The organism is Exiguobacterium alkaliphilum 12/1 (assembly GCF_000714435.1).
Taxonomy (GTDB): domain Bacteria; phylum Bacillota; class Bacilli; order Exiguobacteriales; family Exiguobacteriaceae; genus Exiguobacterium; species Exiguobacterium alkaliphilum.
On the sequence record NZ_JJMW01000033.1, the window covers coordinates 18964 to 33705 of the forward strand.

Annotated in this window: 12 protein-coding genes; 9 read left to right on the forward strand and 3 right to left on the reverse strand. The window is 51.8% G+C overall.

Annotation, left to right across the window (positions count from 1 at the left end):
* The first annotated feature begins 9 nt into the window (after positions 1-9).
* Together trmL and RT52_RS07965 are read left to right on the forward strand one after the other, a co-directional pair.
* On the forward strand, positions 10-483 hold the full coding sequence (gene trmL / locus RT52_RS07960; RefSeq protein ID WP_034816579.1) for a tRNA (uridine(34)/cytosine(34)/5-carboxymethylaminomethyluridine(34)-2'-O)-methyltransferase TrmL: 474 nt from the start codon (positions 10-12) through the stop codon (positions 481-483).
* Between the two features lie 228 nt (positions 484-711).
* Positions 712-1269, forward strand: a complete 558-nt coding sequence (locus RT52_RS07965) for a DUF5366 family protein (RefSeq protein WP_034807257.1) — start codon at positions 712-714, stop codon at positions 1267-1269.
* Positions 1270-1403: 134 nt separating this feature from the next.
* Here RT52_RS07965 and RT52_RS07970 read toward each other — a convergent pair whose 3' ends face one another.
* On the reverse strand, positions 1404-3191 hold the full coding sequence (locus RT52_RS07970; RefSeq protein ID WP_034816582.1) for a transglycosylase domain-containing protein: 1788 nt from the start codon (positions 3189-3191) through the stop codon (positions 1404-1406).
* A 152-nt stretch (positions 3192-3343) separates the two neighbouring features.
* Between RT52_RS07970 and RT52_RS07975 the strand changes: the two genes are divergently transcribed.
* Genes RT52_RS07975 through RT52_RS07990 form a run of 4 tightly spaced genes read left to right on the forward strand, consistent with a single transcriptional unit; the run spans position 3344 to position 9539 of the window.
* Positions 3344-4498, forward strand: a complete 1155-nt coding sequence (locus tag RT52_RS07975) for a glucose-1-phosphate adenylyltransferase (protein WP_034816585.1) — start codon at positions 3344-3346, stop codon at positions 4496-4498.
* Positions 4499-4532: 34 nt separating this feature from the next.
* Complete coding sequence (gene glgD, locus RT52_RS07980) at positions 4533-5633, forward strand: glucose-1-phosphate adenylyltransferase subunit GlgD (RefSeq protein ID WP_051690313.1); 1101 nt, start codon at positions 4533-4535, stop codon at positions 5631-5633.
* 11 nt (positions 5634-5644) lie between these two features.
* Positions 5645-7084 carry a glycogen synthase GlgA gene (gene glgA, locus RT52_RS07985; RefSeq protein WP_034803799.1) on the forward strand — a complete coding sequence of 480 codons (1440 nt, stop codon included), beginning with the start codon at positions 5645-5647 and terminating at the stop codon, positions 7082-7084.
* Between the two features lie 22 nt (positions 7085-7106).
* Complete coding sequence (locus RT52_RS07990; RefSeq protein WP_034816588.1) at positions 7107-9539, forward strand: glycogen/starch/alpha-glucan phosphorylase; 2433 nt, start codon at positions 7107-7109, stop codon at positions 9537-9539.
* Positions 9540-9556: 17 nt separating this feature from the next.
* Here the strand turns inward: RT52_RS07990 and RT52_RS07995 are convergent, their stop codons facing one another.
* Positions 9557-10372, reverse strand: a complete 816-nt coding sequence (locus tag RT52_RS07995; protein ID WP_034816590.1) for a sulfurtransferase — start codon at positions 10370-10372, stop codon at positions 9557-9559.
* Positions 10373-10470: 98 nt separating this feature from the next.
* Here RT52_RS07995 and RT52_RS08000 point away from each other — a divergent pair, with 98 nt between their 5' ends.
* The 3 genes from RT52_RS08000 to RT52_RS08010 all read left to right on the forward strand — a co-directional run bounded on the left by RT52_RS08000 (position 10471) and on the right by RT52_RS08010 (position 13729).
* Positions 10471-12198 carry a phospho-sugar mutase gene (locus RT52_RS08000; RefSeq protein ID WP_034816592.1) on the forward strand — a complete coding sequence of 576 codons (1728 nt, stop codon included), beginning with the start codon at positions 10471-10473 and terminating at the stop codon, positions 12196-12198.
* A 125-nt stretch (positions 12199-12323) separates the two neighbouring features.
* Positions 12324-13082 (forward strand): transporter substrate-binding domain-containing protein, encoded by a 759-nt coding sequence (locus RT52_RS08005; protein ID WP_034803830.1) that lies wholly within the window; start codon positions 12324-12326, stop codon positions 13080-13082.
* Positions 13079-13729 (forward strand): amino acid ABC transporter permease, encoded by a 651-nt coding sequence (locus RT52_RS08010; RefSeq protein WP_024372505.1) that lies wholly within the window; start codon positions 13079-13081, stop codon positions 13727-13729. Before RT52_RS08005 ends, RT52_RS08010 begins: the two co-directional genes overlap by 4 nt.
* A gap of 57 nt (positions 13730-13786) precedes the next feature.
* Here RT52_RS08010 and RT52_RS08015 read toward each other — a convergent pair whose 3' ends face one another.
* On the reverse strand, positions 13787-14626 hold the full coding sequence (locus tag RT52_RS08015; RefSeq protein ID WP_034816595.1) for a DUF6671 family protein: 840 nt from the start codon (positions 14624-14626) through the stop codon (positions 13787-13789).
* Positions 14627-14742: the final 116 nt, after the last annotated feature.

Consider the following 14742-nt stretch of genomic DNA (forward strand, 5'->3'; position numbering starts at 1 on the left):
AAAAATCGTATGGCTATCCATGTCGTCATGTTTCAACCTGAAATTCCAGCGAACACTGGGAACGTCTCCCGGACGTGTGCCGCAACAAACGCTGTATTGCATTTGATTCGCCCGCTCGGCTTCTCGACGGACGATAAGATGTTGAAGCGGGCCGGGCTCGACTATTGGCAGTTCGTCGACGTCCGTTATCATGACTCGCTCGATGAACTGTGGGCAAAGCATCCGGACGGTGAGTTTTTCTATATCACGAAGTACGGAGAAAAGTATCCGAGCGACCTCGACGTCTCGGTCGTCGACAAAGATTACTTCTTCGTCTTCGGTCGTGAGACGAAAGGGTTGCCGATGGAAGTGATTGAAAATAATCTTGACCGCTGCATCCGTCTCCCACAGTCGAACCTTGTCCGTTCGCTCAACGTCTCGAACACGGCGGCGATCATCGTCTATGAGGCGCTCCGTCAACAAGGCTACGCTGGACTCAAATAAAAAAAGAGCCGGATTCGTGAGAATCTCGGCTCTTATTGGTTACCTTCTGGTTTTCTGTTATATCCTGCTGTAAAAATCGCGGCGAGGAAGACGACGCTGACTGCCATCATCAATAATAAGCCCATCCGAAAATCCCCCTTTTGTTCTCCATGACTACAAATATTATAATATACTTGATATTAGATTTGCACTGAATATGAGAAATAAATGTGAAATTGGAGCCTCCCTATGAAAACGAATGTGTACTTATTGAGCTATGCCCCGTTGATTGGCATCATCTTGTTCTCGATGTCGCTCGCCATCGCGACGAGTGAATACGTCATCGAGTGGCTGACGCGCATCGGTGTCTATAGCGAAGTCATCGCCCTGTTGTCCGTCCAAGAGACGAAAGTGCTCGTCCTCGTCGTCTTTTTTACGATTTACTTTATGCTCTTTAGCGCGTTCAAACTTGTCGCCGACACGTTCAACCAGCTCGGCTTCGCCTTTTTCGCCCGTGAGACGAATGGGAGCTCGCTACATCGACTGAAGCCTGGCGCGACGATTTTCCTCGTCGGTTCAGGGGTCAGCTTCTTATTCCTCAATTCCTTGCTCGCTGCAATCGCCGTTTTGCTCGGCACGTTCGTTTTGTATTTATTCTATTACATTTGGCAAGTGAGCCAATTGATGTCGACGTTTCGGGCAATCGGACTGTTGCTCATTCAAGCGATGATGTGGGCCCTTCTATTAAGCGGGCTGGCGTGGGCGCTGCTTCGCCTATTTAACTCAGTCGGAGATATTATTTTATAAATGACGAAGAGGCTGGGACATAACTCAGTAGATTTATAAGAAAGAGGCCACCTGGCGCGACTCGTTCGCGCCAGGTGGCCTCTTCTCCTTTTGATTGAAATGCTTTAGAACTGGCTAGTTATGTCCCAGCCTCTTTATCGATGGGCCTCTGTCCAGACGATGGCCGGATAGGCACGGTTGGCGAGTTCTGGGAACGGACGTGGGGTATCCGCCCCGAGCCAAATCGCGGTGATCGTCTCATCTGTCAATCCGACGTACCACATATCTTTGTGGGCGTTCGTCGTTCCGGTCTTACCACCGACATACGGACGCTTGATTTGCCCGGCATAGCGACCCGTCCCGTACGTCGTGACAGCCGACAACGCTTGTCGCATCGTCGCAGCTGTCTCTTCTGACCAGATGGCTTGTTTCGTCATGCTCGGGCTAATTGTCGGGGCGCCCGAGGCGAACCGAATCTCTTTAATCGTTTGGCCGGAGACGTAGACCCCGTTGTTCAAAAACGGCGTATACGCAGCCGCCAGTTCTTTCGGGGACACACCTTGTGTCAACCCTCCGAGCGCGCTCGCCATACTGTTGTCTTTATCAGGATCCCATTGGCTGAACATAAGGTCAGCCGTGGCGTAAGCCGCCTGTTGGTCGATTTGATTGAACGCGGCAAGCGCCGGCGTGTTGAACGAATAGGCGACCGTATCGCGGAACGTGACGTCGCTCAGGACGCGATTGCCGCTATTGGTCGGGCAATACGTCCCGTAACAGACGGGACGGCCGTCGAGCATCGTATCGAGTGTCGCGTTCGTCTCCTCGATGAACGGGGCAAAGACGAGAATTGGTTTGATGGCCGACCCTGGTTGTCGGAACGCTTGCGTCGAACGGTTGAACTCGCCACTTTGCTTCATTTCCGAGTCGACGAGGGCGACGATTCGTCCGTTCGGCGTCAGTTCGGCATAGCCGCCGTTCAGTCCGGCAGGCAATTCACTTAACTCCCGTTTCGCAGCCATCTGGCGTGCGACGGACAAGTACGTCTCGACTGTCGCCTGATTGCTTGCCAAGTAGTCGCGCGCCGCCTCTTCGTCTAGGTCGTACCGGGTTCGCACGAGCCGAATCGCGTCTTTCATGACGGCATCCATGTAGTCGGGATATCGAATCTCGTGGCGTTTATAGCTGGCTTTCAGTTTCACGCCATGTGCCGCGTCATAAGCTTGTTTTGAGACGAGCCCGGCTTCTTTCAGTTGCGTCAAGATGCGGTCTTTTCGTTCGTAAAACGCCGCGGACGGGTTGAGCGGGTCGTACAAGGATGGATTGTTCGGCACCGTCAGCAAATAGGCGATTTGGTTCCAGTTCAAGTCCTCGAGCGGACGCGAGAAGTACGTGTCGGCCGCGGATTGGATGCCGTATACGTTATGCCCGAAGAAAATCACGTTGCTATACGAAGTGATGATTTCTTTCTTGCTATAATTTTTTTCGAGCGCCCGCGCGATCATCAATTCCTTCACTTTTCGTTCGTACGTCCGCTCGTGCGTCAAGTAAACGTTTCGCGCCAGCTGCTGCGTAATCGTGCTCCCGCCTTGGACCGATGTCTCATTGGCGTTATTGATAAACGCCCGGGCGATCCCGCTCAAGTCGTAACCTGGATGGGCGTTGAACTTGCGGTCTTCAATGATTATGATGGCGTCACGAATGTGGTCGGGTAGCCCGTCTAGAGAGACGTCATCGCGGCGCCCGCTCAAATAGAGCGTCTCAGCCCCGCCTTTATAGGCGAGGGTGACGGCGTGCTTCGGCGACAACGGCGCCGTTTCGACGGTCTCCTCGCCCCACGCGACAATCGTCTTCGCTTGTTCGATTTCCTCTTTCAACGCACTGCTCACGGTAAATCCGACAGCGATCAGTCCGGCAAAAAAGAGTGTTCCTACCCATGCCCGCATTCGCTCACCCCTCTCTTCATTCATTATATCGTCAATCTTTCAACAAATTTCAAAATGTAAACGTTATCATATAATAATTTGGGCAGGAATACATTAGGAAACAGCGAAAAAGGGTAAAAGAGGTTTATATTATGAATTTAGGAGGCTGTACTATGAAGCAAGAAATGGTTGCGATGCTCCTCGCGGGAGGGGAAGGGAAGCGACTCGGGCCCCTTACGCGTAAGACGGCGAAACCGGCTGTCCACTTTGGAGGGAAGTACCGAATCATCGATTTCCCATTATCGAACTGTACGAATTCGGGAATTACGACAGTCGGTGTGTTGACACAATATGAACCGCTTGAACTGAACCGTTATCTTGGCATCGGGTCGGCATGGGATTTGGACCGCCGCAACGGAGGCTTGGCCATCTTGCCGCCATACCAGGCACAATCGGGGAAAAACTGGTACGAAGGTACAGCGAACGCGATTTATCGAAACTTGAGCTATATCGACGATTACGATCCAGAGTACGTCTTGATTTTGTCGGGTGACCATATTTATAAAATGGATTACGAGAAGATGCTCGATTTCCATAAAGAAAAAGGAGCGGACGTCACCATCTCGGTCATGGAAGTGCCGTGGGACGAAGCCCCTCGTTTCGGGATTTTGAACACGACCGACGACCTCCGCATTAAAGAGTTTGAGGAGAAGCCTGAAAAACCGAAGAGCAACTTGGCTTCGATGGGGATTTACATCTTTAACTGGAAAGTGCTTCGGGAGCACTTGATTCAAGACGCGGAAGATGAGACGTCAAGCTTTGACTTCGGGAAGAACATCATTCCGAATACGCTACTCGACGGACTTGACGTCTTCGCCTACAAGTTCAAAGGTTACTGGAAAGACGTCGGTACGATTCAGTCGCTCTGGGAAGCGAACATGGACTTGTTAGAGGAAGATCCACCGTTCGACTTATACGACCCGAACTGGAAGATGTATTCAGTCAACCCGAACCAGACACCGCAATACATCGGGAAAGACGCCTGCGTCGAACAGTCGGTCATTAACGAAGGCTGTCAAATCGAAGGGGAAGTCCAACACTCCGTCTTATTCTACGACGTGCGTGTCGGCGAGGGGTCACTCGTCAAAGACTCTGTCATCATGCCGGGGGCTCGCATCGGAAAAGATGTCACGATTCATCGAGCCATCGTCGCAAGCTGTGCCGTCATCGAAGACGGAGCGACAATCGGCGAGCCGGGTGGTGAGATTGTTGTCATTGAACCTCACGAAAACATCGAGAGCGGAGCAGTATTCAAACAACGTGCTTGAACTTAAAAAAGACCGACGCAAGGAGGCGTTATTGTTGACGAATGATTTGTTAGGGGTCATCAACTTAGGGACCGAAGAAGGATTATTTCCAGAGTTTACGGGACATCGCAATTTGGCGTCCGTCCCGTTCTCTGGACGTTATCGACTCATTGACTTCACATTGACGAATATGATTACGCAAGGCATCAATCAAGTCGGGATTTTCACGCTCGACAAGTATCGCTCGCTCATGGACCATGTCGGTTCAGGGAAAGAGTGGGACCTTGACCGTTCGCAAGGCGGCCTTCACATCTTCCCACCGGCGTTAAAGCCGGACGGGGAAGCTTATTTGGGCGACTTGGCAAACTTCTCGATGCACCGCGAACACTTCGTACGCAGTAAACAGCCGTACGTCGTCATCACAGGCTCAAACGTCTTGACGACAATCGACTTCCAAGACATGCTCAAGCACCATAAATCGATGGGCGCGGACATTACGCTCGCCTATACCGGGCACGAGCAAAAGTGTGGGTACTGCCGCCCGATTCGTCTCGGTGAGAACGACCGTGTCGTCGGCATCTCGGAGCGGGGCTTTAGCCCGGACGACGAGTACGCATACACGGAGACGATCATCATGTCGAAGAACTTGTTCCTTCGACTCGTCGATGAGGCGACGTCACGTGGCGAGTATGATTTACTCGACGGCGTGATTCGCCCGCAGCTCCATCGCTTACACGTTCACGGTTACCACTATACAGGTAAAATGCAAGTCATCCATTCGGTTCTTTCGTACTATAATGAAAGTATGCGTTTGCTTCGTCATGAGGGAATCATCTATGATTTCCCGCACATCTATACGAAGATCAAGCACGAACCGCCGACGCGTTATTTGAAAGGGTCGAAAGTGAATGAAGCGCTCGTCGCCAACGGCTGTAAAATCAGCGGCGAAGTGCAAAACAGTATCTTGTTCCGCGGCGTCGTCATCAGCGAACATGCCCGCGTCAAAAATTCAATCATTTTATCCAAGTCCATCATCGAAGAAGGCGCTGTCGTCGAGAACGCCATTTTAGATAAAGAAGTGGTCGTGAAACGCGGACAGGTCATTCGAGGGACGGTCGATGAACCGATCGTCATCGGAAAACGGACAACGGTGTGAAGGAGGATATTATGAAAATATGGTATGTCGCTTCAGAAGCGGCACCGTTCATGAAAACGGGGGGGCTTGCCGATGTCATCGGCTCGCTCCCTCAAGCGGTGTCTGGCCTTGGTGAGGAAGTCAGTGTCGTCATGCCGAAGTATGGCACGATTGCTGAGGAATACGTCGAGAAGATGGAATACTTATTCGATTTGATTGTTCCGGTCGGCTGGCGCAAGCAGTTCGCCGCGGTGCTCAAACTCGAACACGATGGCATCACGTACTACTTCATCGATAACGAATACTATTTCAATCGCGAAGGTGTGCTCTACGGACACTATGACGACGCGGAACGATTCGCGTTCTTCTCACGTGCCGCCCTCGAGATGATTGGGAAGTTAGACGAGACGCTCGTGCCGGACGTGCTCCACTGCCACGACTGGCAGACCGGTGTCGTGCCGGCGTTTTTACGGATTCATTATCAACATATCGAAGCGTATCAAAAGATTCGCACCGTGTTTACGATCCATAACCTTCAGTACCAAGGCATCTTCCCTGAAGACGTGCTCGGCGAATTACTTCAATTCGGGCATGAACACTTCACGGCCGAAGGGATTCAGCATAACGGGCTCGTCAATTACATGAAGGCGGGAATCGTCCATTCCGATCAAATCACGACGGTCAGCCCGTCTTATCGTGATGAAATCATGGAGCCATACTACGGGGAAGGGCTCGACGCGGCCCTCCGGCATCGCGCCGTCGACGTCCGTGGGATTTTAAACGGTCTCGACTTGGCGACGAACGACCCGAGCACGGACAAACGCATCGCGAAGACGTACGACTTGGACACGGTGAAAGAAGGGAAGGCCGTCAACAAACGTGCCCTTCAAGAGCGGTTCGGGTTAGAAGTAAGGGATGACGTCATGCTCATCGGATTTGTCAGCCGCCTCGTCGAACAAAAGGGTCTCGATTTGATTAATGGGGTGAGCGATGAGCTCGGTAACCTCGATTGTCAATTTGTCTTCCTCGGCTCAGGTCAACCTGAGTATGAGGCGATCGTTCATGAGATGACGGCGCGCCATCCGGGTAAAATCGGCTCTTATATCGGGTTCGATATCGAGCTCGCCCATTTAATTTATGCCGGATCGGACGCATTCCTTATGCCGTCACGCTTTGAGCCGTGCGGCCTCAGCCAGTTGATTTCGATGCGTTACGGGACGCTCCCGATCGTTCGTGAGACGGGCGGACTTCGTGACACAGTGAAGCCATTCAACGAATATACGCAGGAAGGGACCGGTTTTGGGTTCTTGAACTACAACGCTCATGAAATGCTCGCCACGATTGAAAAATCGATTCGTGTCTTCTATGACCGCAACACGTGGAATGCCCTTGTCCATCAAACGATGACGGCGGACTTCAGCTGGAAACAATCCGCGAAGCAATACCGTGAGCTCTATCACTTATTCGCATGACTGGAAGGAGTTTTACACACATATGTTCACAGACAAACAGAGCTTCGTCACTTCGTTTAAAGACCGATTCGTCGCCTTAAACGGGAAATCGTTCAAGGAAGGGACCGAGCAGGAAGTGTATCAGACGTTGGCTACGATGGTGCGTGAGCAAGCAATCCCGAAATGGATTAACACGCGCGACAAGCAAGAAGAGAAACAGAGCAAGCAAGTCATTTATTTCTCGCTCGAGTTTTTGTTAGGTCGTTTCCTTTACAACAACTTGCTCAGCATGGACGTGCTCGAAGTCGTTCAGGAAGGTCTCGAGGAGCTTGGATTCGATTTCTTTGAAATCACCGAGTTCGAGCCGGAGCCGGGACTAGGGAACGGGGGACTCGGTCGATTGGCCGCCTGCTTCCTCGACTCGCTCGCTGCGCTCAGTCTGCCGGGTCACGGGAACGGGATTCGTTATCGCTATGGCCTCTTCAAGCAAAAGATTGTCGACGGCTATCAAGTCGAGCTCCCGGATAACTGGCTTCGCGACGGCAACATGTGGGAGACGCGCCGCGCCGACCGTGCAGTCGACGTCAACTTCGGTGGCTGGATTGAGATGCGCCAAATCGGCGACCGTCTGCGTGTCGTCCATCATCCGGACGAAGTCGTCCGGGCCGTCCCGTACGATATGCCGGTCATCGGTTACAAAAATGATGTCGTCAACACACTCCGTCTATGGAACGCCGAATCGCCTTACGACGATGAGGAGTATATGGAACGGACGAAAGGGTCATACAAAGACTTGCTCAAATATAAGCAGTCGATTGCGACGATTTCTGAATTCCTTTATCCGGATGACACGACGTACGAAGGAAAAGTGCTGCGCCTGAAACAACAATACTTCTTCGTGTCGGCGGGCATCCAATCGATGATTGCCTCATATCTCCGTCATAACAAATCGCTTAAACATCTAGGTGACCATTACGCCGTCCACATTAACGACACGCACCCGGTCGTCGCGATTCCAGAATTGATGCGCATCTTGATGGATGAGCACGGCTACGGATGGGACGAGGCGTGGCGTGTGACGAAGAGCGTCATGTCGTTCACGAACCATACGCTCCTCGCCGAGGCGCTCGAAAAGTGGCCGGTCGAGATGTATGAGCGGTTGTTGCCGCGTATTTATCAAATCATCGAAGAAATCAATCGTCGCTTCTGTCGCGACGTGCTCGTCAACTATCCGCATCTCGAGCCGCACATGGGGGAAATCGCCATCGTCTCGAACGCGCATATCAACATGGCGAATTTGGCCGTCGTCGGCTCGCACTCGACGAACGGGGTCGCTCAAATCCATACGGATATTTTGAAGCAGCGTGAGATGCGACACTTGTATGAGATGTTCCCGCTCCGTTTCAACAACAAGACGAACGGGATCACGCACCGTCGTTGGTTACTCAAGTCCAACCCGCGCCTCTCGAACTTGATTACGGACGCGGTCGGCCCATCGTGGATTGAACATCCGAACGACCTAGAGAAGTTGATGGGCTTCTCGAAAGACGCGAGCTTCCAAGAGCAGGTCATGGACGTGAAGCAACAGAACAAACTCGATTTGGCGTCATATATTCAAGACGAGACGGGCATCACCGTCGATCCGAACTCGATTTTTGACGTTCAAGTGAAACGGCTGCACGCCTACAAGCGTCAGCTTATGAACGCGCTCCACATCCATGCGCTCTATCAAAAGATTCAGTCGGACCCGACGTTCACGATGGTGCCGCGGACGTTCATCTTTGGTGCGAAAGCAGCCCCAGGCTACTATTACGCCAAAGAAGTCATCCGTTACATCAACGCTCTCGCGACGATGATCAATCACGATAAACGGGCGAGCCAGTTCATTAAGATCGTCTTCCTTGAGAACTATCGCGTCTCCATGGCAGAACGAATCTTCCCAGGCTCTGATGTGAGCGAGCAAATCTCGACGGCGAGCTACGAAGCGTCAGGGACCGGCAACATGAAGTTCATGATGAACGGTGCGCTCACGATCGGGACGCTCGATGGGGCGAACATCGAGATTCGAGATGCGGTCGGAGATGACCATATCTTCATCTTCGGCTTGACGCCGCAAGAAGTCATGAACTACAAGAAGTTCGGCGGTTATCATGCGGCGGACATCTATCATGCGAACCAAGAAATACGTGATGTCGTCGACGGTCTCGTCAACGGAACGTTCGATAAGGTCGGTGAGTATCAATTCCAGGCGATCTTTGATTCGCTGCTCGTCTACAACGACGATTTCCTCGTCTTGAAAGACTTCGCCTCCTATATGCAGGCACAGCGTCGGGCCGGGGAAGTGTTCGCCGATAAGGCGCGTTGGGCCGAGAGTTCAATCGTCAACACGGCCAAATCGGGAATCTTCTCGAGCGACCGGACCATCACGGAATACGCGAACGCGGTTTGGAACATCAAACCGACGAGCGTGAAATAAAAAACGAGATCCACCCGTTATGGGTGGACCTCGTTTTCTGGATAAGAGATCCAGTCAGAATAAGAGCCGGGGTAAAGACGGACATCATCTTTGCCGAGGGCGTGTAACGCTAAGATGTTGACACAGGCGGTGACCCCGCTCCCGCAGTAAAAGATTGGGTTCGGGACATCGAGCACGTCAACGTAAAGCTCTTTCAAATCATGAAAGTCTTGCAACGTGCCGAGATCCGTGACGGCGTCAGCATATGAACAGAGGAGGGCGTTCGGAATATGTCCTGCCTTGTGGTCAATCGGTTCGTGGCTGCCGTCGAAACGGTCGGCCGTGCGGGAGTCATACAGCTCTGCCGTACGTGCGGCCTTCACGTCTTCGATCGTGGCAATCATCTCGTCTTGGAATTGAGGGACATAGTCAGACGCCGGATAGTTCGGGATCTCTGTCGTCGTCTCGCCACAGTATGTGATACCGGCTTGAATCCCGCCTTCGAGCACAACGACGCGCTCATGTCCGGCCCATTTGAAGAGCCACCAGGCGCGCGCGGCGTATGGGAACCCGTCGTCGTAAATGATAATCAAATCGTCTTTTTGAATCCCGATGCGACGGAGCGTCGCCGTCCATGCTTCTTTCGAAGGGAGCGGGTGGCGGCCACCGTGCTCTTCAACGGGACCAGACAAGTCTTCCATCAAATCGAGAAAGACCGCGTTCGGGAGATGGCCTTGACGATACACGTACTTCCCGTAGGAAGCGTCGTTCAGGGAATAGCGGCAATCGATAAAGCGAATCGAATCCGTGTGGACGATGTGTTTCAATTCTTGGGCACGCATAGTTGGGAACATAGAATCACCTCGAAGTTTCGTTACTTCCATCCTATACAAGATGGAACAAATTGGCGAGTACTTCGATTGAATTTTAAATGTCGAAAGGGGAACTAACCATGGCATGGCAACAAACGTATGAACGGTGGAAACAACACGAGGCGCTCGAGCCGCATCTTCGGGTCGAGCTCGAGGAGATGGCGAAAGATGATACGTCACTCGAAGACGCCTTCTATAAGACGCTCGAATTCGGGACGGGCGGAATGCGTGGCGAAATCGGGCCTGGGGCCAATCGGATGAACATCTATACGATTCGGAAAGCTTCAAAAGGGTTCGCCGATTTCATCGCCGCTTCTGGCGAAGAGGCGAAACGTCACGGTGTCGTCATCGCGCACGACTCCCGTCACTTCTCACCAGAGTTCGCGCTCGAGGCGGCACGGACGCTCGCTTCGAACGGGATTAAGACGTACTTGTTCCCGAGCCTCCGAGCGACGCCAGAGCTATCGTTTGCGGTGCGTCACTTGAACGCCTTTGGTGGGATCGTCATTACGGCGAGCCACAATCCTCCAGAGTACAATGGTTTCAAAGTATACGGTGCGGACGGCGGACAGTTGCCGCCGGCAGAAGCCGACGAACTCGTCTCATACGTCAATGCGATTGAAGACGAACTGTTGATTGAAGTGAAAGAAGAGGCGGGCCTTCGTTCAGACGGCACGCTCGTGACGGTCGATTCATCCGTCGACGCGGCCTACATGGAGGCGTTACAGTCGATTCGCATCCATCACGACGTCCAAGGAGATCCGCTCAAAATCGTCTTTTCACCACTCCACGGCACCGGCCGTCGCCCCGTCATGGAAGGGCTCAAGGCGTATGGCTTCGAGCACGTGACAATCGTTGAAGAACAAGCCGAGCCAGACGGTGCGTTCCCGACGGTCAGTTACCCGAACCCGGAAGAACGGGCCGCGTTCGAGCTCGCCATGCAATACGGCGACCGCGTCGGGGCTGACCTTTTGATGGCGACGGACCCGGATGCCGACCGTGTCGGCTTCACGGTCCGAGACCGAAGCGGGGAATGGTTCGTCTTGACGGGCAACCAGACCGGGGCCCTTCTCATGGATTACATTTTGTCGCAAAAAGTAGAGACCGGGACGCTCCCGTCGAACGGGTTCGTCGCCAAGACGATCGTCACGTCTGAACTCGGGGCGGCGATTGCCAAGGCGTACGGGGTCCATCTCGAGAACACGCTCACCGGCTTCAAGTTCATCGGCGAGAAGATCAAGCAGTACGAGGAGTCGGGCGAATACGAGTTCTTGTTCGGTTACGAAGAGAGCTACGGTTATTTGATTGGCGACTTCTGCCGCGATAAAGACGCCGTCCAAGCATGTTTACTTGGTGCCGAAATGGCTGCCTTCCATAAACAGCACGGCCGGACGCTGTATGATGCGCTCCAAGCCGTGTATGAAAAGTACGGTTTCTATGAGGAGTCGCTCCAGTCGATGACGCTTAAAGGGAAGGCGGGACTTGAACAAATCGGCCGGATGATGGAAGCGTTCCGTGCGAACCCGCCGCAAGAAATCGGCGGCTACGAAGTCGTCCGTTTCGAGGACTATAAGAAACAAGTCGCTACCGACCTGCGTCAAAACAAATCCGAAGCGATTGACTTACCGTCTTCGAATGTGCTCAAATTCATCTTTGAGGACGGCTCATGGTTCTGCCTCCGTCCATCGGGGACCGAGCCAAAAATCAAGTTCTATTTCAGCGTTCACGCGGACAGTGCCGAGAAGACGACGGCGAAACGTGAAGCGATTGAACGCGATGTGATGAAGCAAGCGAAAGCCATCGATTGATGTTTGACCACTGCCCTGACGAGGGTGGTGGTTTTTGTTTGACAACGTATGCCCCCGTCAGTATGATGAGTATATTGTTTAAAACCATGTAATCGTATATGGATTATCAGGAAGGTGGAATTTATATGAAGAAATCATTAACGGCTGTACTCGCATTCGGCGCATCATTCGGGGTGCTCGCAGCTTGCGGCTCAGAGACGAACAGCGGTTCGGAAGAGACGGTCATCACGGTCGGGACAGAAGCGACATACCCACCGTTCACGTACAAAGACAAAGGTGAACTCACAGGGTACGACATCGATGTCTTGAACGAAGCGGCAGAGCGGGCCGGTTATACGCTCGAATTCGAAGCGATGGACTTCAAAGGACTCGTCCCGGCACTCGACGCGGAACGGATCGACTTGATCGCCAACCAAATGAGCATCACGCCAGAGCGCCAAGAGAAGTATTCGTTCTCTGACCCGTACGCGATCTCAGGCGCACAAGTCATCGTCGGATCAGACAACGAAGACATCCAAGGCATCGACGACCTCGAAGGAAAAGTCGTCGGCTCGACGCAAGGATCTGTGTACGCACAGATGGCTGAAGAAGCTGGCGCCGAAGTGAAGTTCTACAAAGGTGCGAACCAAGTGCTCCAAGACCTTCAAGTCGGTCGCCTCGACGCAGCCTTGAACGACCGTCTCTTCATCTTGACAGAGCTTGAGAAGACGGGCTACGACGTGAAAGCAGTCGGTGACGTCTTCAACCAGAGTCAAGCCGGCTTCATGGCCCGTCAAGACTCAGACGTGCTCGAAGGCTTGAACGAAGCGCTCGCTGAAATGAAAGAAGACGGCACGATGGAGGAAATCGGAGAGAAGTACTTCGGTGAGGACATCAGTCAATGAATGAACTGATCACGACCGTCATCGATAACCGTTCGGTCTATCTTGAAGCCGTGCAATTGACGTTGATCGCCAGTGTGCTATCGATTCTGCTTGCATTGGTACTCGGTCTGATCATTGCGTTGCTTCATAGTAGTCCCATCAAACCTGTCCGGTGGTTCACGCGGTTATACATCTCGTTCTTCCGCGGGACCCCGCTCTTGTTACAATTGCTCATTCTTTACGTCGGATTGACGGGCTTCGTCCAGTTGAGCGGCATGCAGGCGCTCATCTATGGACTCGGTCTCCACTTCGCGGCGTATATCTCGGAAGCGTTCCGCGCGGCCATCCATTCGGTCGACAAAGGGCAAGTCGAGGCGAGTGTCGCCCTCGGGATTCCGCGTGGGAAACGATTCAAAGACATCATCTTCCCACAAGCCTTGTCGCGTGCGATTCCACCTGTCTCGAACTCGGTGATCGATATCATCAAATCGACGTCGCTCGGTTCGGTCATCGCGGTTCAAGAATTGACCTACGTCTCGGATCAAATCGCCGCGACGACGTATCTCGTCATGCCGCTCCTCTTGTTCTCGGCAACGATTTATTGGATTTTGTCGACGCTCATTCAAGCGGGCCAGCATCGTCTCGAACGTCGCTATGCGGTTCGTTAAGCACAAAAAGCAGTCACTTCTCATCTTACGGTTGAGAGATATGACTGCTTTTTTGTATTATGGATTGCAAAAATCACAGTATGCCGGGGAGGCGTATACGTCAGGATCAAGATATTCTGTTAGTTGATAGTGACAAGTAGAGCAGGCGTGGATATGTCGCACAATTTGTTTAGTAGGAGAATGACACTGCTCGCATAATCGCCCAGGTACTTTTCGTACGACACGGAAACCCGGTGTTTCACATTTTGGGCATAATGAATTTGCTTGTTCAATTAGTTTTCTCGTCGCCATCTCAATATTTTTCATGCGGGTTGGATTGGCGTATGCCCGCATGTCCGTCTCTATAAAAACTTGTCGATTCGTCGATTTGTTTAAGCAATACGTAAAAGCTTCCTGCAGCGATGATTCATCCGCAATATTTTTTAATATAACGGAAGAGTGTTCATCATCTGGTCGGAGGATTACGTGATGGTCTGGAAACCCAACTTCATTCACGAACTGAAGCGCGGAAGAATAGTTTTGAACGACGGTATGATTAAAATTTGTATCGATTCCTTCGTAATAACCTTGTAATTCAATATTTCGTTCATAATCTTTTAGTAACACCAATTCAGTGTTCCATGGAATAGGGGCAAGAGGATGAAATCCGAATGTACCTTCACTGGCTATTCCAACATGTAGGTTTGACAGCTCTATGACCATATTTGCTTTTTTTCGTGCTGTTTCGAGTTGTGAGTCTTGCCGACCTATCTCTCTAGTAAATGTTCCGAACTGGTCGGTATCAAATTGATTTACATATAAGCGGCATCCTAGCTGTTCTTCAAGAAGGGGCTTTATAACTATTTCTTTTTGGTGCATTGTGACTAACATAACATCTCGATCTTTTAAAAAACTCATCACACGTTTCCTTTCTATTCACATACAGATTCCTTTTGAAAAATATAAAGGAGCGATTCAGTCAAAGTAAATATATTTTCAACAGTATGAAATAAAAAAGAAGTGAAACCACATTT

Bases quoted from the DNA above. Each gene is read 5' to 3' on its own strand.
- trmL (WP_034816579.1), top strand. From the start codon at position 10: ATGGCTATCCATGTCGTCATGTTTCAACCTGAAATTCCAGCGAACACT.
- RT52_RS07965 (WP_034807257.1), top strand. From the start codon at position 712: ATGAAAACGAATGTGTACTTATTGAGCTATGCCCCGTTGATTGGCATC.
- RT52_RS07970 (WP_034816582.1), bottom strand. From the start codon at position 3,191: ATGCGGGCATGGGTAGGAACACTCTTTTTTGCCGGACTGATCGCTGTC.
- RT52_RS07975 (WP_034816585.1), top strand. From the start codon at position 3,344: ATGAAGCAAGAAATGGTTGCGATGCTCCTCGCGGGAGGGGAAGGGAAG.
- glgA (WP_034803799.1), top strand. From the start codon at position 5,645: ATGAAAATATGGTATGTCGCTTCAGAAGCGGCACCGTTCATGAAAACG.
- RT52_RS07990 (WP_034816588.1), top strand. From the start codon at position 7,107: ATGTTCACAGACAAACAGAGCTTCGTCACTTCGTTTAAAGACCGATTC.
- RT52_RS07995 (WP_034816590.1), bottom strand. From the start codon at position 10,372: ATGTTCCCAACTATGCGTGCCCAAGAATTGAAACACATCGTCCACACG.
- RT52_RS08000 (WP_034816592.1), top strand. From the start codon at position 10,471: ATGGCATGGCAACAAACGTATGAACGGTGGAAACAACACGAGGCGCTC.
- RT52_RS08005 (WP_034803830.1), top strand. From the start codon at position 12,324: ATGAAGAAATCATTAACGGCTGTACTCGCATTCGGCGCATCATTCGGG.
- RT52_RS08010 (WP_024372505.1), top strand. From the start codon at position 13,079: ATGAATGAACTGATCACGACCGTCATCGATAACCGTTCGGTCTATCTT.
- RT52_RS08015 (WP_034816595.1), bottom strand. From the start codon at position 14,626: ATGAGTTTTTTAAAAGATCGAGATGTTATGTTAGTCACAATGCACCAA.